Annotated in this window: 17 protein-coding genes and 1 pseudogene; 3 read left to right on the forward strand and 15 right to left on the reverse strand. The window is 36.6% G+C overall.

Annotated features, from left to right (window positions below; genetic code table 11):
- Nucleotides 1–31 precede the first annotated feature (31 nt).
- The 13 genes and pseudogenes from ptsP to ACFSCX_RS14990 form a co-directional block, all read right to left on the reverse strand.
- A pseudogene (gene ptsP, locus ACFSCX_RS14930) lies at nucleotides 32–1,656 on the reverse strand (phosphoenolpyruvate--protein phosphotransferase).
- A 5-nt stretch (nucleotides 1,657–1,661) separates the two neighbouring features.
- A complete protein-coding gene (locus ACFSCX_RS14935) occupies nucleotides 1,662–1,928 on the reverse strand; it encodes a phosphocarrier protein HPr (RefSeq protein WP_377929049.1) in 267 nt (88 codons plus the stop codon).
- 31 nt (nucleotides 1,929–1,959) lie between these two features.
- Nucleotides 1,960–3,096 (reverse strand): mannitol-1-phosphate 5-dehydrogenase, encoded by a 1,137-nt coding sequence (locus ACFSCX_RS14940; protein ID WP_377929050.1) that lies wholly within the window; start codon nucleotides 3,094–3,096, stop codon nucleotides 1,960–1,962.
- A complete protein-coding gene (locus ACFSCX_RS14945; RefSeq protein ID WP_377929051.1) occupies nucleotides 3,097–3,534 on the reverse strand; it encodes a PTS mannitol transporter subunit IIA in 438 nt (145 codons plus the stop codon).
- A gap of 11 nt (nucleotides 3,535–3,545) precedes the next feature.
- Nucleotides 3,546–5,651, reverse strand: a complete 2,106-nt coding sequence (locus tag ACFSCX_RS14950; RefSeq protein ID WP_377929052.1) for a BglG family transcription antiterminator — start codon at nucleotides 5,649–5,651, stop codon at nucleotides 3,546–3,548.
- A 244-nt stretch (nucleotides 5,652–5,895) separates the two neighbouring features.
- The gene (locus ACFSCX_RS14955; protein ID WP_377929053.1) at nucleotides 5,896–7,320 is read right to left on the reverse strand and encodes a PTS mannitol transporter subunit IIBC; all 1,425 of its coding nucleotides are present in this window, start codon (nucleotides 7,318–7,320) and stop codon (nucleotides 5,896–5,898) included.
- Between the two features lie 269 nt (nucleotides 7,321–7,589).
- Nucleotides 7,590–8,267: a YdeI/OmpD-associated family protein gene (locus ACFSCX_RS14960; protein WP_377929054.1), complete on the reverse strand. Its 678-nt coding sequence runs from the start codon at nucleotides 8,265–8,267 to the stop codon at nucleotides 7,590–7,592.
- A gap of 35 nt (nucleotides 8,268–8,302) precedes the next feature.
- Complete coding sequence (locus ACFSCX_RS14965; RefSeq protein ID WP_377929055.1) at nucleotides 8,303–8,716, reverse strand: DUF1761 domain-containing protein; 414 nt, start codon at nucleotides 8,714–8,716, stop codon at nucleotides 8,303–8,305.
- 79 nt (nucleotides 8,717–8,795) lie between these two features.
- A complete protein-coding gene (locus tag ACFSCX_RS14970; RefSeq protein ID WP_377929056.1) occupies nucleotides 8,796–9,593 on the reverse strand; it encodes a DUF6597 domain-containing transcriptional factor in 798 nt (265 codons plus the stop codon).
- 29 nt (nucleotides 9,594–9,622) lie between these two features.
- Complete coding sequence (locus ACFSCX_RS14975) at nucleotides 9,623–9,916, reverse strand: nucleotide pyrophosphohydrolase (RefSeq protein ID WP_377929057.1); 294 nt, start codon at nucleotides 9,914–9,916, stop codon at nucleotides 9,623–9,625.
- A 141-nt stretch (nucleotides 9,917–10,057) separates the two neighbouring features.
- Complete coding sequence (locus ACFSCX_RS14980; protein ID WP_377929058.1) at nucleotides 10,058–10,951, reverse strand: glycine betaine ABC transporter substrate-binding protein; 894 nt, start codon at nucleotides 10,949–10,951, stop codon at nucleotides 10,058–10,060.
- On the reverse strand, nucleotides 10,951–11,799 hold the full coding sequence (locus ACFSCX_RS14985; RefSeq protein ID WP_377929059.1) for an ABC transporter permease: 849 nt from the start codon (nucleotides 11,797–11,799) through the stop codon (nucleotides 10,951–10,953). The genes ACFSCX_RS14980 and ACFSCX_RS14985 overlap by 1 nt, the downstream gene beginning before the upstream one ends.
- Nucleotides 11,800–13,035, reverse strand: a complete 1,236-nt coding sequence (locus tag ACFSCX_RS14990; RefSeq protein WP_377929060.1) for a quaternary amine ABC transporter ATP-binding protein — start codon at nucleotides 13,033–13,035, stop codon at nucleotides 11,800–11,802.
- Nucleotides 13,036–13,287: 252 nt separating this feature from the next.
- Between ACFSCX_RS14990 and ACFSCX_RS14995 the strand changes: the two genes are divergently transcribed.
- Nucleotides 13,288–13,830: a GbsR/MarR family transcriptional regulator gene (locus tag ACFSCX_RS14995; RefSeq protein ID WP_377929061.1), complete on the forward strand. Its 543-nt coding sequence runs from the start codon at nucleotides 13,288–13,290 to the stop codon at nucleotides 13,828–13,830.
- A gap of 44 nt (nucleotides 13,831–13,874) precedes the next feature.
- Here ACFSCX_RS14995 and ACFSCX_RS15000 read toward each other — a convergent pair whose 3' ends face one another.
- Together ACFSCX_RS15000 and ACFSCX_RS15005 are read right to left on the reverse strand one after the other, a co-directional pair.
- Nucleotides 13,875–14,855, reverse strand: coding sequence for a sensor histidine kinase (locus tag ACFSCX_RS15000; protein WP_377929062.1), 981 nt, complete (start codon nucleotides 14,853–14,855; stop codon nucleotides 13,875–13,877).
- 13 nt (nucleotides 14,856–14,868) lie between these two features.
- On the reverse strand, nucleotides 14,869–15,567 hold the full coding sequence (locus ACFSCX_RS15005; RefSeq protein ID WP_377929063.1) for a LytR/AlgR family response regulator transcription factor: 699 nt from the start codon (nucleotides 15,565–15,567) through the stop codon (nucleotides 14,869–14,871).
- 181 nt (nucleotides 15,568–15,748) lie between these two features.
- On the opposite strand from ACFSCX_RS15005, the gene ACFSCX_RS15010 reads away from it, so the two are divergent.
- Nucleotides 15,749–16,501 (forward strand): ABC transporter ATP-binding protein, encoded by a 753-nt coding sequence (locus ACFSCX_RS15010; RefSeq protein ID WP_377929064.1) that lies wholly within the window; start codon nucleotides 15,749–15,751, stop codon nucleotides 16,499–16,501.
- Complete coding sequence (locus ACFSCX_RS15015) at nucleotides 16,491–17,648, forward strand: ABC transporter permease (RefSeq protein WP_377929065.1); 1,158 nt, start codon at nucleotides 16,491–16,493, stop codon at nucleotides 17,646–17,648. Before ACFSCX_RS15010 ends, ACFSCX_RS15015 begins: the two co-directional genes overlap by 11 nt.
- The last annotated feature ends 39 nt before the right edge of the window (nucleotides 17,649–17,687 follow it).

Below are 17,687 nucleotides of genomic sequence, written 5' to 3' on the forward strand. Positions count from 1 at the left end.
CTAGACTCAGGACGAGCAGAAGGACAAGGGGTCAGACCCCTTGTCCTTTATATGAGTTTAGTACATCTTCCGTTGTACTTTTTGAAAGAGCAACTTCGTTTACTTTTTCCAATTCTGATTTATTCAATTCTTTTATCAATGATCGGGCTGGTAGAATGGAAGTAGCACTCATTGAAAATTCATCTAGCCCCAATCCTAACAAAATTGGGATAGCTGTTTGATCTCCGGCCATTTCACCGCACATTCCAACCCACTTTCCTTCTTGGTGGGCTGCTTTAATCACCAAACTTATTAAGCGTAATATAGCAGGATGATAAGGCTGATAAAGGTAGGATACCCTTTCATTCATTCTATCAGCAGCAAGCGTATATTGAATTAAGTCATTCGTACCGATACTAAAGAAGTCAACTTCTTTTGCAAATTGATCGGCAAGTATGGCAGATGAAGGTATCTCCACCATCATTCCAATCTCAATGTCATCTGAAACCTCATTTCCAACTGATAGTAAGTTTTCCTTCTCTTCAAGTAAAATTGCTTTTGCCTGTTTAAATTCCTCTACAGTGGCAATCATCGGAAACATTATTTTCAAGTTACCGTAAACACTTGCTCGAAGGAGGGCTCTTAATTGAGTACGGAAAATCGATTGTTCCTCTAAGCAAAGACGAATTGCTCGATATCCTAAAAACGGATTCATTTCTTTAGGTAATTGTAAATATGGAAGTTCTTTATCCCCTCCAATATCAAGGGTTCTGACTACAACTGGTTTTCCCTCCATTTTTTCTAATACCTTTTTGTAGGCAGTGAATTGTTCTTCTTCAGTTGGAAGCTGATCACGCCCCATATAAAGAAACTCTGTACGATAAAGTCCAATGCCTTCTCCACCATTATCTAAAACACCTTGTACATCATCAGGTGTACCAATGTTCGCAGCAATTTCAACTCGATGACCATCTTTTGAGATGGTTGGCTCTTCCTTAAGCTCTCTCCATTGTTCTATTTGAGTGGCAAATTCAATCTGCTTTTGTTGATAGTTCTTTAACGTTTCATCATCAGGATTAAGAATGACTTGACCATCTATTCCATTTACAATGAGGAGATCTCCATTTTTAATATCTGCTGTAACTATCTTTGCTCCGACTACAGCTGGAATCTCCAACGACCTGGCCATAATGGCAGTATGAGAAGTTTTACCACCAATGTCCGTCGTAAATCCTTTGACAAATTTCTTATTAAGTTGTGCAGACTCGCTTTGTCACATCACGAATATCAGCAGCTCTCTCTTTCATATATTCATTATCCATCCCCTCAAACATTTGAATAAACATGTCAGCCGTTTCTTGAAGAGCAAACTCAGCATTAACTTGTTCTTGGTGAATTTTATCTTGTATAGGTTTAATTAGTTCTGGGTCACTTAACACAAGAAGATGGGCTGAAAAAATTGGCGGCCTTGTCCTCTCCCAGCTCTATGTGAGCATGTTTTCTTATTTGTTCAAGCTCCTTAGATGATTGTTTTAAGGCTTTTTGAAACCGTTCAAGTTCCAATTCAACATGTTCAATTGATTGCTTTGTAACTGTTAATTTAGGTTGAACGAGTTTATATGCCTTGGCGATGGCGATTCCATTGGAAGCAGCAATTCCGTATATGATATTGGTCATCGTTTCTACTCTCCTAAGCCTTCCTTTTGCAGTACATCTTGAATGGCTGAAATCGCAGCGTCTTCATCTGTTCCATTCGCAGACACTATAATCCTTGCTCCATTTGGAACACCAAGAGACATGACACCCATAATTGATTTCAGATTAACATTTCGACCATTGTATTCTAGGTAAACTTCACATTCGAATGAGCTTACCGCCGAAACCAATACAGTTGCTGGTCGTGCATGAATACCTGATTCACTTATTATTGTAAATTCCTTCTCTATCATTTTTTAATCTCCTCTCTCCGATGTAAATACTTTATACTTGCTCTAGAATTAATCTGAAAAGCGGATCTCCCTCTTTTAGACCTGTAATTTCTTGAATTGTCTTTTCTAGACCTACTTCCTTTATTTTCACTTGAAGCAAAGTTGCCTCTTCATCTTCCGGAAAATCATATCGTAAGGCAGCGATTATTCCTTTTACTAAACTAATTGGTTGACCTAGATTATAAGTGAAATATTGTGTTGCCGGAGCGATAAGCCGATCATTTTGTCCTAATTTTCGAAGAGGGCCCCTTGCTACTCTTGGAATTTCGTCATTTATATAAGGATTTAGAAATCGATTGATAATCTTTTCAATATAGTTGGAATGTTCGGTTGTATCAAAATTGTATTTCTTCACTAATACTTGACCAGATTCCATTAAAGCACCTTTCACTACCTGTGATACCTCATGATGTTCCATTGCCTCTTTAATCGTTTTTAAACCTGCCTGATACCCAACATAAGCAGCCATTGCATGACCCGTATTAACAGTAAATAACTTCCGTTCAATAAAAGGTGTCAAATCGTCAACAAATGTAACACCCTCTATAGAAGGAATATGTCCCTTCATCTTTGATCGATCCACTACCCACTCATAAAAAGGTTCTACTTTGACTAATAGCTTATCTTCATTTTCCTGTATAGGGACAATTCGATCGACTGCGGCATTCGGAAATGTAAATAATGTATCGAACTTCACTCTATCCTCATCTGAAATTCTTTCATACACCTTTTCCTTTAAAAACTCACTCCCACCAATCATATTCTCACACGCAATAATGTTTAATGGTTTTTCTGATTTACCTGCTCTATGTTTTAAACCTTTTGCGAGTAATTCTGAAATAATAATTAAAATATTCGGGCCAACGGCTGTTGTAACTAGATCTGCGTTCGAAATGGCTTCAATGACATCGTGAGGACGCTGTAAACTATTAATTCCTCTAACATGTTTAATCACAGTTTCTTCACTTTGTTCATCTGCTAGAACTACGCGGTATTCATTTCGCTCATTTAATAAATCAACAATTTCTGCGTTTACATCGACAAAACAAACATCATAGCCGGTATTTGATAATAAACTACCAATAAAACCCCGGCCGATATTCCCTGCACCAAAGTGGACAGCTAACATTTATTTCACCTCTGAAAATAGATTAATAATCTCATCAGCTGAGCTTGCTTCTACGACCCTTTGAATATTTTCTTCCTCTGAACAAACAATTGCAATTTGTGAAAGAATGTCTAAATGCTCTCCATCCTTTCCTGCAATGCCAATTAGCACTTTAACTACATTCCCATCTCCAAAATCTACTCCATGTGGAACTTGAATAATCGAAAGTCCTGAGCATTTAACTGATTTTTTTGCATCTTCTGTTCCATGGGGAATCGCAACAAAATTCCCCATATAGGTGGAGGTCAACTCTTCACGCTCCAACATCTTCTCAATATACGAAGGTTCAACATAACCTTGTTCAACAAGAATTTGACCAGTCGCTCTTATCGCTTCCTCTTTATTTAAGAAACTTGCATGAAGTACAATATTGTCTTTTGTTAAAATTTGATTTGACATACGAAACACTCCTACTGTTTTACTTTTTCGTCATAAAATATTTTCATTTCCGTTGATAGTAATTGTGCTAGGTCTTCTTCTACATCGTTTTGGAATTTGTAAATGGTCTTGTCATCTCTCATGATAAGAGAACTAATGCCACTTAATACCTCTAACGTTTCACTAGAACACGTATTAGGAGCAAGCATTAATAAAATTGATGTAATATGAATGATAGATTCATCCATAGCTTTTACTGTCAAAGGTGTATTTAACCTAAGGATTGTAAAACTAGGTAACTGAATGTATCCACTTCTAGTGTGATAAAGCGCCATTACAGTTCCAGGTATTCCAAGCCCACCAAGTTGCTCCCGCTTGAATAGCTCTTTTACAACTTCAGATGTACTGCTAATCACTCCTTCTTCTTCTAAACGAAAGCATATTTGTTCAAGCGCATCTACAACAGATACAGGATCTTCTATATTCATTATGAAAAATCCATTTAAAACATGAAAAACAGCACTTGAATAATTTTTAACTTTTGAAAGGCTTTCAATAAATGATTTACTGTCATTGTAATTCTTGTTTGAGATAACCTTTTTCACTATAAAAGTAGAGTGATGTTTCTTTGTAAGTAGTACTCGCTTTACATTATCAATTTCTTCCCTTGAGAGGAGAGGACTGACGACAAGGTAGTCCGTCTCAAAATTCTTTAAAGGGATTGTTGACACGATCAAATCGAATTCTTTTGGATTGATAGAGACTAAATCAAATAACGAGGCATTGATCGTTTTGATCCCTGGAATCTCTTGTTCCAACTTGGAGGATAGAATTTTTGAAGTCCCAATTCCACTAGAACATACAACCAGCGTTCTTACTTCTGATCCTACCTCCCTATTTAGAAGAGCAGATGCGAAATGCATAACGAGATACCCTATTTCCTCATCTGGAACATGAATGTCAGGGAAAATTTCTTCCACACCTTTTTTGAGAATTGAAAACAATTCGTTGTAATCCTGTTTAATTCTCATTAAGAGGGGATTCGATATTCCCATATTTTGATGAAGCCGATATAACGCAGGTCTTAAATGTGTAACTAGCCCTTGGAATAATGACATATTTTTCGAGAGATCGTGGTCAATTTCTCTACTAACAAACTGAATTAGGTGCTGTACCAACATACCTACTTGTAAGCTTGATCCTTCAAGCATATCATCATACTCGTTTCGGAGCTTAGCACCCATAAGATGCATTGTAATAAACCCAATCTCCCCTTTGGCAATGTTAATTCCGAAGATGTCCTCTAATCCATTCACCATTTTTTCGGCAACTTGATATTCCTTCGTATGCTCTAATTTTTTTAATTGTTCTTCATCGAAATTAATATCTTCACCTTGCTGAATTCTTTCAATCGCAAGAGCTAAATGAACAACAAGGCCTATATACGAACTATCTGCAATGGAATACGGTAATTCTTCTCTAATCTCATTAATCTTTTTTTCAATAATGAGAAGCTTCTTTCGATCAACAAGACCGAGTAATTTGTCAGTAATGGTATCCATTGTTCGCGTAGACTTTTTTTGAATATTTTCCTTAATAAAAGAAATCATTTCATATTCATTGATATGGTCACTAATGAGCTTACTCATCGCTTTCCTTTTTGCTGATTCTGTTCCAATTATTTCGACTCCATAACCACGTTTTCTTACTAACGTAAGATTAAAGAAATGAAGCTGTTCCTCAATTTTATTAAGATCATTACTAACGGTCGCAATCGTCACATTTAAGTCATTCGCTAATGCAAGGAGCTTAATCGGCTCAGTATGGTCCAGTAGTTCCGAAATGATGATGGCTTGACGTTCCTCAGGTGTATACTCTATATGTGAAAGATTGTATAGGAACAACCGCAATTTCTCTTTTCTCTCGGAGTGACCGGTTATTTGAATACCAATACCAGCTTTTTTATCCAGAACTAAACCATAGTCATGTAGTGTACTCTCTACACCCTTTAAATCTCTATGAATCGTCCTTGGACTAACCTCCAAAGCTTTGGCAAGCTCTTTCACTGTTGATTCGTCCGTTTTCGCTAATAAAAATTCTAGGATTTTCCGTTCTCTAGCAGAAATATACACATTCACCACTCCACCTATTAGTGAAATTTTCCTTTTTAGGTTGATGACAAAATTTAAAAAGTCTAATCCCACATTTTCATGATATATGCTAAAATCCTTAACCATCAATATGAAAATAGTATATTATAGTCAATAGACTTGTTGCCATACTTTAAAAACTAATGATAAAGCCGCTTCTATAACGTTGTTTAGCCTGACTCTTAGTAGCAAGAAAAGACTGACTTCAATTGTCAGTCTTTTCTAATGTTTGTTATTTTAGCTCATCAATTAACTCATCATACTTCGGGCTATTTAAGAAATTTTCTACTGAGATATGATGAGCAGTTGGAAGCTTCTCCTTGGCTCGTGGAGTTAAGTCCTTATGTGTAATCACGATATCAGCATCATCTGGAATATTCGTAATGGAAGTGTTTGTGATGAAAATATCCAAATCCGCTTTTTTGGCTTTGTTCTTTAGAATAGATGCCCCCATGGCACTTGACCCCATACCGGCATCACATGCAAAAATAATTTTTTGTACTGATCGAGCGTCTAATTCTTTCTTCTCTGTATCTTTAACATCAAGTGTGTCAGCAATAGAACTCTTCTTCCCTTTCATTTCTTGCATTTTAACAGTTGCTCCAGAGATATCTTCTACCTCTTGCTTACTTGTTTTTAAGATGAAAGATGCTACTAAGAATGAGATTACAGTTGCTACAAGTACACCTAATAAAACTCCTATATGACCTCCACCTTTAGGTGTCATTGCTACTAAAGCAAAAATACTTCCCGGAGACGGTGGTGCAACTAATCCTACATTAAATAGTGTGAATGTAAATACTCCACTAATTCCACCTGCAATGGCTGCTAGAATTAATATCGGCTTCATCAAAATATACGGGAAGTAGATTTCATGAATACCTCCAAAGAAATGGATAATTGCTGCACCTGGTGATGTCTGTCTCGCTGTGCCTTTACCGAAAATCATAAAGGCTAAAAGAATTCCTAAACCAGGACCTGGATTCGTTTCTAATAAGAAAAGAATAGACTTCCCTGTTTCCGCTGCTTCCTTAGCTCCTAGTGGACTTAAGATTCCATGATTAATCGCATTATTTAAGAATAGTACTTTAGCTGGTTCAATAAATATATTCGCTAATGGAAGTAGACCCGCATTTACAATAACCTCTACCCCAGTTGCTAATAGATTATTTAAACCTTCAACAACAGGGCTAATACCTAAAAATGCTAGCAGTGTCAAAATTCCTGCTAAAATTCCCGCTGAAAAGTTATTAACTAACATTTCAAATCCTTGTTTTACTCTAGGTTGAATCATTTGGTCAACTTTCTTAATCAACCAACCTCCAAGTGGTCCCATTATCATCGCACCAAGGAACATTGGAATATCAGATCCAACAATTACCCCCATCGTAGCAGTCGCACCTACGACCCCACCACGAGCATCATAGACCATTTTACCTCCTGTATAACCAATCAATAATGGAAGTAAATACGTTATCATCGGACCAACTAACTTTGCCAGCTCTTCGTTTGGGAGCCATCCCGTAGGAATAAATAAAGCAGTGATAATACCCCAAGCAATAAAGGCTCCAATATTCGGCATTATCATACCACTTAAATGGCTACCGAAACGCTGAATTCTTACACGCACATCCGGTCTTGCTTCTGAATTTGACATATCTTTGCTCCTTTCTAGAAGGTAATAAATATCTAGTATGGTTTTCCTAGTATTATTATCTTAAGTCGAAATTAAAGCGTTTACAATTTTAAGAAAATTATGTTTTGTCATATTGATTGTTGTCAATATTAAAAAGCGCTCATTCCAATTAGATTTGAGTTTGTTTTAGGGATCTAATTAGAGTTGGTGAATAGGTAATGTTAATCGTAGTAATCGTTAATGATAAAGGACATGGATTCTGATAATCCAATGTCCTTTATCATTAACAATTACTTTCTCTTTTGTCTATATAAATCGATGGATTTATAGCCTTCTGCTAGAATTACTTCCATATCGTTTAATCGTTTTTCTTGTGTTTCTTTTCGTTTCGCACTAAATACATAACGTGCCCAATCTTTCTGATAGCCGAACGTAAGTTGATTGTAGATTGTTAATACTTCCTCGTTCTTCCCTAGATAGGTTTTAATATCTTTAACATGGTCGATATAATCATCGACACATTGACTACTTTTCGAGCTAGTGGTGGCTCTCTTCTTTGCTGGCACTGCCTTCATACCAACAACTGTAAATACATCATTTAAACTAACCATTCTAGAGAACTTTAAATTACTTCCACGGTAGAAACCTTCTTCGTTATAATGCTCTTCTGTGTATATACTGTCACGTTCTATGTATTCTTTATATGTAGGGTTCCCTTTCTTTGGATAGGCAAAGTAAAGATATCCATTATCCTTAACAAATTGCTTATCTATTGCACTCTGTATATACTCCAAAAACTCCTCTAGCGTATATATAAAAATAAACACAAGATCATACTTCTTATCCTTTATAGTCGTATCATATTCAATACTGTTAAAATCATCCACATCTTCAGGTAGATTAATAATTAATTTATCAGGATATTTACTAAAATTTAATTTATCTAGAACACTTTTCGTTGAATTCACACGTGTAATCTCCCTTTTCCATTAGTTATCAACCATTATTTCCACACACCTAAAATCCATCCCATGATGGTAAAGGTAGTTACATGATAGCCTGAATTAATGAGAAATAATTTCACAGATTTCCTTTCAAATAAATACGTTATCCCCATCGCAGCTACGACCCAAAAAAGCCCAGCCATAAATCCTGCTGTTGCACCTATAAGCCCATTCCTTTCAGGACCTAGAAATAAAACAAGAGTAAATGAAATAATAAGTGAAGCGATAAATCCTCCACCGAAGATTAGTCCCATATTCCCCTTCTTTAAACTCTCTTCATCAAATCCATTCTCCTTCATCCAAACCCTTCCGAATAACACTGAATACCAAATTCCACCAACTACAAAAGCTGATAGCGCTGAAACGATAACCGCTAGATAGTGAATAGACTCTATTGATTGTTGAACATTCATTCGGACCACCCCTTTAATATTAATTTATTCTTATTATAGGTGGTTACCCTGTCCATTCTCTTGTAAAAAATGGACATTTTTATAGGAAATTGTTTGAATACACCGCTTTTTCTTTGTATTCTCCTGGCGTCATCCCTGAAAACCGTTTAAACTCTTTATTAAAATGAGATTGATCGTAATAGCCAAGTGATAAGATTAAATCAGCTACTTCTTCATTGGAATAGTTAAAAAGGTAGGAAAAGGCTTTTTCAAAACGATAGATTTGTGATAATAATTTTGGATTAACCCCTGTATGGTCCTTAAATAGTCGATTAAAATGACGCTGGGTAAACCCTAGATTTGAAGCTAAATCAGGAATCGAAATAGTTGGCTCATTACGAATACGATTAATAATAGTCGTGAGTACGTGTAATTGTTTTGTCTTACTCTCAGAAATTTTTCTAATTAAATACGAATCTAACATAGCGTATATTTGGCTACTGTCTTTCGCGGTATGGATTGAATGATACATTTCCTCCTGAAAAACTCCCCAAATAGATTCCAAGTTTTCTACTTGATTCACAGTTTCGTGTATCGGGAAACGAAAAAATGGGAAAAGACCGTGTGGATAAAAACGGATCCCGATGAGGTTGGACTTACCTTTATATTGAATCTCTAACGGCTCATGATGAATCCCCGACATCCACGCATATTTCATGTTATGGGTTTTACGGTTCATCACTCGGTAATTACCTTCTAGTGCAAATATCATTTCTACCTTTCCATTTGGTAGAATTGTTTCATTTTTCACATGTTCTCCATTATCGAATTCTACATTCCAATAACATTCCACCCAGGGTCTTACTAACTTATTTGGAATACTAAGTTCTACTTTCACGACTTTCACCTAAGTTCTAGTAGATTTCATTACTTTACTGGATATTTAATCTCATTCTTCTCCATCTTATTAAATACTTCCTCTTCTAGATCAATATTTAATCGATCCGCTAGCTGCAAAAGATAAATTAGAACATCTGCCATTTCTTCTTTTATGTTTTGTAATGATTCGAGCTTTGCTTCTTCACTACTTTTCCATTGAAAGTTTTCAAGAAGCTCATTTGCTTCTAATGAAATAGAGATAGCTAAGTCCTTTTCATTATGATTGGCCTTCCAGCCTCTTTCATCTCGAAATTCTACAATTCGTCTCATCATATCTTTCATTGTTTAGTTCCTTCTCCTTTCAATCGTAATATATTTCTATTATTTGGTTTCTACGTAGCTTTGTAAATAATATATAGAATAAAAAAGTGTCTGTATTCCACCTAAAAATCTAGTGGAAAACAGACACTTTATTACTACTATTTATTCTGCCTTTAAATCCTCAATAGAATCAATATCCATATATGCAGGGACTACTAATCCTAGCTTTGTACCATGAAGGTTTGAGCCTAAATCTTCAAACTTTCCTTCATATTCAGCGTAGTAATCAGCATGTGTTGTTGGTAACCACGCACCAACCGTTACATCGCCACTACCGTCTGCAACACCAGCCCACATTGGGCCTGCATCCACTTGCACTAGATCTACGTCATATCCTACACTTTCTAAAACATTTTCAACAACGTGAGAGCTCGCAATAACATCTGACCATGCTACATAAAGTACTTTGAATTCGTCACCATTTACTGATTCTACACCCTCAGTCCATGTATCTACTAATTCACTATTTTGACTAACCCACTCGGCAGCAGCCTCTTCTGGCTCCATACCACCTTCGATTAACACCATAACGGCTTCAAGATCCGCTGGTTCCCAATTGAATTGATCCAATAGCTTATAGGCATTTGGATGATCTTCATTTAAACCTAAACGAGCAATCGTATGAACATCTTCTGCTCCCCCATAAATTCCTTTTGGATCTTCTAAGTATTTAAGATCAAAACTAGCAAACTTCCAGTGTGGTGTCCAACCAGTTACAATAATTGGTTCTTCCTTATCATACGCCTTTTTAAGCGCTGCTGACATAGCTGCTCCCGATCCTTCGATTACTTCCCAATCATCTAGACCATATTCAGGTAATACTTCATCAATCGTAAGCTTCATTAATCCAGCACCTGGATCGATTCCAACTATCTTATAATCTACTTGATCCCCTATAGATTTAGTAGAGCTTGAACTATCTTCAGCTCCACTACAAGCTGCTAATCCGAATGATAGAACAATTGCTGATGTAATTCCTGCTACTTTCTTAAACATTATACGGTTCCCCCTTGTTTTTTCTTTCCTATATTTTGTGTAATCCGGTCTAATATGATAGCAATAATAACAATCGCTAGACCAGCTTCAAAACCAATTCCTGTTTTAATTTGTGTAACGGCTCTATACACCTCTGTACCAAGTCCTGGTGCCCCAACCATCGATGCAATAACAACCATAGATAACGCAAGCATAATGCTCTGGTTAATGCCCGCCATGATTGTCGGCATTGCTAATGGAAGCTGTACTTTTAGAAGCTTCTGTTTCGTTGTGGAGCCGAACGCTTCTGTCGCTTCAATCAAATCTGCCGGAACTTGTTGAATCCCCAATATTGTTAAACGTATCGTTGGTGGCATGGCGAAGATAACAGAAGCCACTACACCAGGTACAACCCCGATATTAAAGAAGAATATTGCTGGTAACAAATATACAAACGCGGGCATGGTCTGCATAAAATCCAGAATTGGCGTTAAAATTTGCTTCACACGATTATTCTGCGATGCCCATATTCCTAACGGGATTCCTATAAGTATTGAGATAAACACTGCTGTTAAGACAAGGGCTAATGTCTCAAGCATATCCTCCCAATATCCTAAATTATCGATTAGAAGGAGTCCGATAAAGGCAAACAATGCGATATACTTATTACATATTCTCCAAGCGATAACACTTACAATAACAATAAATAATATAGGTGGAATAAAGGATAATACTGTAACAATACCCTCCACAAACCAATCTAAACCGTCAGCAATACCATCAAACTGAGTTTCAAATGTCACGGTTAGCCATGACACAAAGGCATCCACCCATTTGGCTAAAGGAAGCTTAGGAAGTAATCCCTCCATCTAATTCACCTCCTTTAGAACCTGGACATCATCAATTTGATTGATGTATGTATCATTTCCAGCTAGGGCACCAATAACAGCCCCTCGAACGACGATTCCTTTTAATTTTTGCTTCTCATCTACAACAGCTAAAGGTATTGTCGCATTCGATACCTCTTCAAATAAATCTGTTAATAACGTATCAGCTGTAACAGTAGCAATATTTTGCTCCAAAAACGTCTGCATCGATTGTTGCTCTTCACTTGCTCTCTTGGCATCTTGAGCCGTGATCGCCCCTAACAGCCTTTGTTGTTTATCCACGACATAGATGGATGAAATTCCCAGATCCTTCATGAGCTTTAAAGCCACTCTTGGACCCTTTTCAACCTGTACGGTTTCTGCTCGTTTCATTACATGTCCAGCGGTTAGGACCTTAGAGAGATCCACATCTTCTACGAATCTCTTCACATATTCATTCGATGGACTCATTAATATTTCTTCTGGCGTACCGATTTGCACGATTTCTCCGTCCTTCATCAGCGCAATTCGGTCTCCAATTCGAAGGGCCTCATCTAAATCATGTGTGATAAAGACGATTGTCTTTTCCATGGTAGATTGTAATTCTAGCAACTCATCCTGCATATCTTTTCGAATTAATGGATCTAATGCACTAAACGCTTCATCCATTAAAAGAACATCAGGATCATTTGCTAGCGCTCTTGCTAGTCCAACACGCTGTTGCATACCTCCACTTAATTGACTAGGGTACTGATTTTCATACCCGGTAAGTCCAACCAACTGAAGTGCTTCCAGTGCTTTCTTTTCTCTAGCAGGCTTCTCTACCCCTTGTATTTCTAAGCCATACTCTGTGTTTTCGAGAACCGTACGATGCGGAAAAAGAGCAAACTTTTGAAACACCATACTTATTTTCTTTCGGCGAACTTCTCGCAATTCGTCCTTTGACATGGAGACCACATCTTTACCGTCAATCGCAATTTCTCCAATTGTCGGCTCAATTAATCGGTTTAATAATCGAACAAGTGTCGATTTCCCACTTCCCGATAACCCCATGATCACGAAAATCTCACCTGTATTGACTTCGAATGTTGCTCGATTAACCCCAACTGTTGAACCAGTTTTCTGCAGGATTTCTTGCTTGGACTTTTCCTCTCTAAGCATTTGCAATGCTTTCTTAGAGGATTTACCAAAAATCTTCGTTACTTCATTAACTTTTATTTTCACTTGTTTTTCTTCCATACTTTCACCTCTCTCGGCTTGTCGCCTATCGGACTCTCTTATTATAGTACTGGAATGATAATCCAAACAAACCTTATATTCGGTTAAATTCAAATATATTGTTTGTTCAGTAAAAACTGTACGTACATTAAATAAAAAATGCATACATATGCTCCCATATCCTCCATTTTCGGCACTTATCCAAAACTTTACTTTCGATTTATTAAAATGTAGTCTAATATAAGAGACACTTAGACTAGGAAGTGAATGGCAATGAAGGATATTGAAAAACTTGAACGCTCACGATCTCGTGTAATAGATGCTATTGCCCAAAATATGAATTTGTATGGGGTAACCCCCTCTATTGGTAGACTTTATGGCCTTCTTTTTTTCTCAGACCAACCATTAACACTTGATGAAATGAAAGAAGAGCTTGGGATGAGTAAAACAAGCATGAGTACTTCAGTTAGAAGTTTATTAGATCTTAATATGGTGGACAAGGTATGGGTGAAAGGAGTTAGAAAAGACTTATATTCAGTAGAAGAGGACTGGTATCAATCATTTTTTGATTTCTTCACGATTAAATGGAGAACGGGAATTACGATGAACATCTCTGCCATTGAAAGATCCCTCACCGAGCTAAAAGAGCTACAACAAGATCCAAACACTTCAGAAGAAGTAATTGAACAGACCAAAATAGATATGGTTAAACTACAAAATAGTCTTGAGTACTATGATTGGTTAAACAGGCTCGTCGATAGCTTTGAAACAAAAGAAATCTTTAAATTTATACCAAAAAAGATAGAAGATAAATAATGAATGGGACAGGGCTAGGCCCTGTCCCATTCTATTTGTTCACCTTAGTGTATTGAAGGGATCTTTATCTTTATCATAAACTCTTCATTTTTATAAACGAAATCCAAAAACCCCTGATATTCTTCCACCACATCATGTATGAGTTTTGTACCTAGTCCCTCATGTTCACCAGCTTTAGTTGTGTTTCCATAAGATTTAAAGAGTTCATCAAGTACTTCCGTTGGAATCTTCATACTATCGTTTTTACATATTAATATGTATAATCCGCCTCTTTTGTAAAATTGAAGAGTGATACTAGCCTGCTTATTGTTATGTATCTGCCACTCAACACAGGCTTCTATACTATTTGATAATAGGTTTCCAAGTAAAGTAACGAGATGATGATCGGTCATTGGCAAGCTTGAAACTGGAAGGTCAATATCATATACGATAGAAATACCAGCTTTTTTTGCACGTTTATACATTTGGTGAAGAATTCCTGCAACCGTCCCACGCTCTCCCTTTATCGCAAGGTTCGTCTCTTCATATCCTTCAACAAGCTCATCTAAATAATCTTTCGCTTCATCGAATTTTCTTTTCTCTAACAAAAAATGAATAGCTGATACATGTTTTAGAAAATCATGCCTTTCACCGCGAACCGTCTTGAATGTTTCATTCAACTGATTTTTTTGTTCTTCATATTGCTCAAGCTGTGAGTCCATTAAAGTTAATCTTCTGCCTAATAAAATTCTTTCATATTCAATCGCCAAGAAAATTAGTGCAGGGAAAAGATAAAACCATGAAGGCTCTAACACCGTATACATATAGAACAGAGCAATCTGTATCATAAATAGCATACTATTTAATCGAAGTCCTATAACCGAAATCTGCAAGGGTTGTCTCCTTGAAAAATAGATGACAAATCCGCCAACTACTATTACAGCGTAATAAATAGGAATATCCGAAATGAAACTCGCTAGTAAAGCCTGTAGATGCAGAACCCCAAGCCCCCAGATAAGTCCCCCATAAATAATGACGATTCTCATGTTTACCCACCTTTTAAAAATAATGCTTTTGCAGGAAATCGACTTTTTCTTTTGTTATCATTGCTTGTTCCTTCATTCCTTCAAAGGTAACGATGTATGAATTTTTCGCATACAAGGAAAAATTCTTTACAAAGTGGATATTAATAATGAAAGAGCGATGGGAACGAATAAAATCTCGCTCCCTTAATTCCCCTTCAAGTTCATTTAATGTTTGATACGTTTTAATGGTTCCCGACTTTGTGTAAATGGTGGTCGATCTCCCCGAGCGTTCAATGAAAACGATATCCTTTTTCTGAATAATGTGGATATCATTTTTCTGCTTCAAATATAGTCTGCCGACCATCTCAGCTGAAGTTGTTTTTTCCATGAGACGCTCAATGGATTTAACCAATCGGTCCTTAGGAAAGGGCTTCATAATATAATCATGTACATTGAGTTCAAACGCATGGACGGCATAGCCACTAGATGCTGTAACAAAAATGACGGATATATTCAAAGCATGTGAGTGGATAATGTCCGCTAATTCATAGCCTGATAAATTCGGCATTTCGATATCAGCAATTAATAGATCAATTTCTTCTTTTTTAATATACTCGTAAGCATCCTCCGCAGACTGAGTAGAGAAAACAATTTCTACATTTGGTACTCCTGAAACAATGACATTCAATTTCTCTAAATCAATCATACGATCATCTACTAGACCAACCTTCATTCTTTTCGCCTCACCTGTGAAATACATCCTATAAAATTGTTAAATATTGTTCTATTTTACCATCAATACAGGTGAATTTGTCATTTTGACGACATGAAAAGGCATTTTCACGACATAAGTACAGAATCTCCTACGTTTTATTTGTATGATGAAATCAAGAAAAAAATAAGAGGTGGAACGAATGATTCAAATACAAGAGGTCACAAAGAAATATCAAGATAAAAAGGTATATGTTACTGCTCTTAAACACGTATCTTTTTCCATTCAAAAGGGTGAGGTTGTAGGGTTGCTCGGTGAAAATGGTGCCGGAAAAACAACATTGCTACGCACAATAGCTACGTTAATAAACCCGACAGAAGGAAATGTTGTAGTTGATGGGTTTGATACAGTTAAACATCCAAACGAGATCAAAAAGCAAGTTGGCGTTCTTTTTGGCGGAGAAACAGGATTATATGATCGGTTAACCGCACGTGAAAACCTAGAATACTTCGCTACATTATATGGATTAAGTAAACATGAAACGAAGGTACGTATTGATGATCTTGCCAAAATGTTTGGGATGAAAGATTACTTGGATCGTAAGGTAGGTGGATTCTCTAAAGGTATGCGACAAAAGGTTGCGATTGCACGAACACTTATTCACAATCCTGACATTATTTTATTCGACGAACCAACTACTGGCTTAGATATCACGTCTTCCAATGTATTTCGTCAGCTCGTTCACCAATTAAAGCGAGAAGGAAAAACCATTATCTTCTCTAGTCACATTATGGAGGAAGTATCCATGCTTTGTAACACAGTCGCGATGATGCATAAGGGAGAGCTCGTATACCATGGTAACCTTGAAGATCTTTATCAATCAGAAGGTAGCAGGGATCTAAACTATATTTTCATGAGCAAACTTGTTAGGGGGAATGAACATTATGCTTCGTAAAATCTTTATTAAAGAACTAATTGATTGTTTTCGTGATCGTAGAACTCTTTTATTAACAGTACTATTACCAATTGTCATGATGACAGGGCTAACTCTTTTTTACGAAAATCTCATTTCCGATGGTGAAGGAGATACGTTTACACTAGCAGTAAATCAAGATTTCACTACCGATGAAAAAAGCATTATATCTGTCTTTGAAAATATTAGTCTTTTGCCTGTGCTAGATCCGGAGGAAGCTGTAAAAGAAGGTGATGCACAAGCAGCACTTATCTTTCAATCTGATTTTAATACTAAAGTACAAAACGGCGAACAAAGTTCAGTTACAATCATAGGAGATTCTAATAGTCAAAATTCATCAAATTTAATGCACATGGTCACGACTGCACTATCTTCTTTTGAAAAAACAATCATCACAAATCGACTTGTCCAAGAGGACATTGATACACACATTATTCAACCTTTTACCATTGAAAAAAAGGAAGTATCGGAGGAAAGCCCTGCCCTAAGTCTTATCGCCATGATGATCCCATTATTTCTAGCTATGGCGATTGGGATAGGTGCTGGACCAGCAGCATCTGATTTGTTTGCAGGTGAAAAAGAAAAGAAGACAATGGAAGCCTTGTTAATGACACCTGTCAATCGAGCAACCCTTCTCTTTTCAAAATGGCTAACCATTACGACCATTGGTGCTCTAACAGGCATTATTACCCTAGTTGTAGTAGTCCTAGAAATAACCTTTTTAACAGAGAATTTAAAAAATGCTGTTTCCTTTGATGAAAATGCCACACTTTTAATTGTTATATCTGTATTTGTTTCTATCGTTTATGCAATGTTTGTCTCTTCTCTATTAATGCTAACAAGCATACTTGGAAAGACCATTAAAGAATCACAAAGCTACAGTACACCTATTATGATGATAGCAGCATTTCCTGGTATAATCACGGCTGGTTTAGGGGTTAACGAGTTATCTTTTCATCATTTTGCTATTCCCATTTTGAACCTGTTTAGTTTATTAAAAGAATTAATTTTTGGAGTAGTAAATATTGAGCATATCGTAACTATGATTGGTAGCAACCTATTATTGATCATCGTGATTTTCATTGTAAGCAGACTCTTATTTATGAAGGATAAATGGGTAATGAATTAATCCGTAATTTCTCCATACATTGACAGAAGACCAAATCTC

This window comes from Bacillus salitolerans (assembly GCF_042680805.1).
Lineage (GTDB): Bacteria > Bacillota > Bacilli > Bacillales > SA4 > Bacillus_CJ > Bacillus_CJ salitolerans.

Coding starts and splice junctions, on each gene's coding strand:
- ACFSCX_RS14985 (WP_377929059.1), bottom strand. CDS start 11,799: ATGGAGGGATTACTTCCTAAGCTTCCTTTAGCCAAATGGGTGGATGCC.
- ACFSCX_RS14980 (WP_377929058.1), bottom strand. CDS start 10,951: ATGTTTAAGAAAGTAGCAGGAATTACATCAGCAATTGTTCTATCATTC.
- ACFSCX_RS14975 (WP_377929057.1), bottom strand. CDS start 9,916: ATGAAAGATATGATGAGACGAATTGTAGAATTTCGAGATGAAAGAGGC.
- ACFSCX_RS15015 (WP_377929065.1), top strand. CDS start 16,491: ATGCTTCGTAAAATCTTTATTAAAGAACTAATTGATTGTTTTCGTGAT.
- ACFSCX_RS14990 (WP_377929060.1), bottom strand. CDS start 13,035: ATGGAAGAAAAACAAGTGAAAATAAAAGTTAATGAAGTAACGAAGATT.
- ACFSCX_RS14965 (WP_377929055.1), bottom strand. CDS start 8,716: ATGAATGTTCAACAATCAATAGAGTCTATTCACTATCTAGCGGTTATC.
- ACFSCX_RS14945 (WP_377929051.1), bottom strand. CDS start 3,534: ATGTCAAATCAAATTTTAACAAAAGACAATATTGTACTTCATGCAAGT.
- ACFSCX_RS14955 (WP_377929053.1), bottom strand. CDS start 7,320: ATGTCAAATTCAGAAGCAAGACCGGATGTGCGTGTAAGAATTCAGCGT.
- ACFSCX_RS14995 (WP_377929061.1), top strand. CDS start 13,288: ATGAAGGATATTGAAAAACTTGAACGCTCACGATCTCGTGTAATAGAT.
- ACFSCX_RS15000 (WP_377929062.1), bottom strand. CDS start 14,855: ATGAGAATCGTCATTATTTATGGGGGACTTATCTGGGGGCTTGGGGTT.
- ACFSCX_RS15005 (WP_377929063.1), bottom strand. CDS start 15,567: ATGAAGGTTGGTCTAGTAGATGATCGTATGATTGATTTAGAGAAATTG.
- ACFSCX_RS14935 (WP_377929049.1), bottom strand. CDS start 1,928: ATGATAGAGAAGGAATTTACAATAATAAGTGAATCAGGTATTCATGCA.
- ACFSCX_RS15010 (WP_377929064.1), top strand. CDS start 15,749: ATGATTCAAATACAAGAGGTCACAAAGAAATATCAAGATAAAAAGGTA.
- ACFSCX_RS14940 (WP_377929050.1), bottom strand. CDS start 3,096: ATGTTAGCTGTCCACTTTGGTGCAGGGAATATCGGCCGGGGTTTTATT.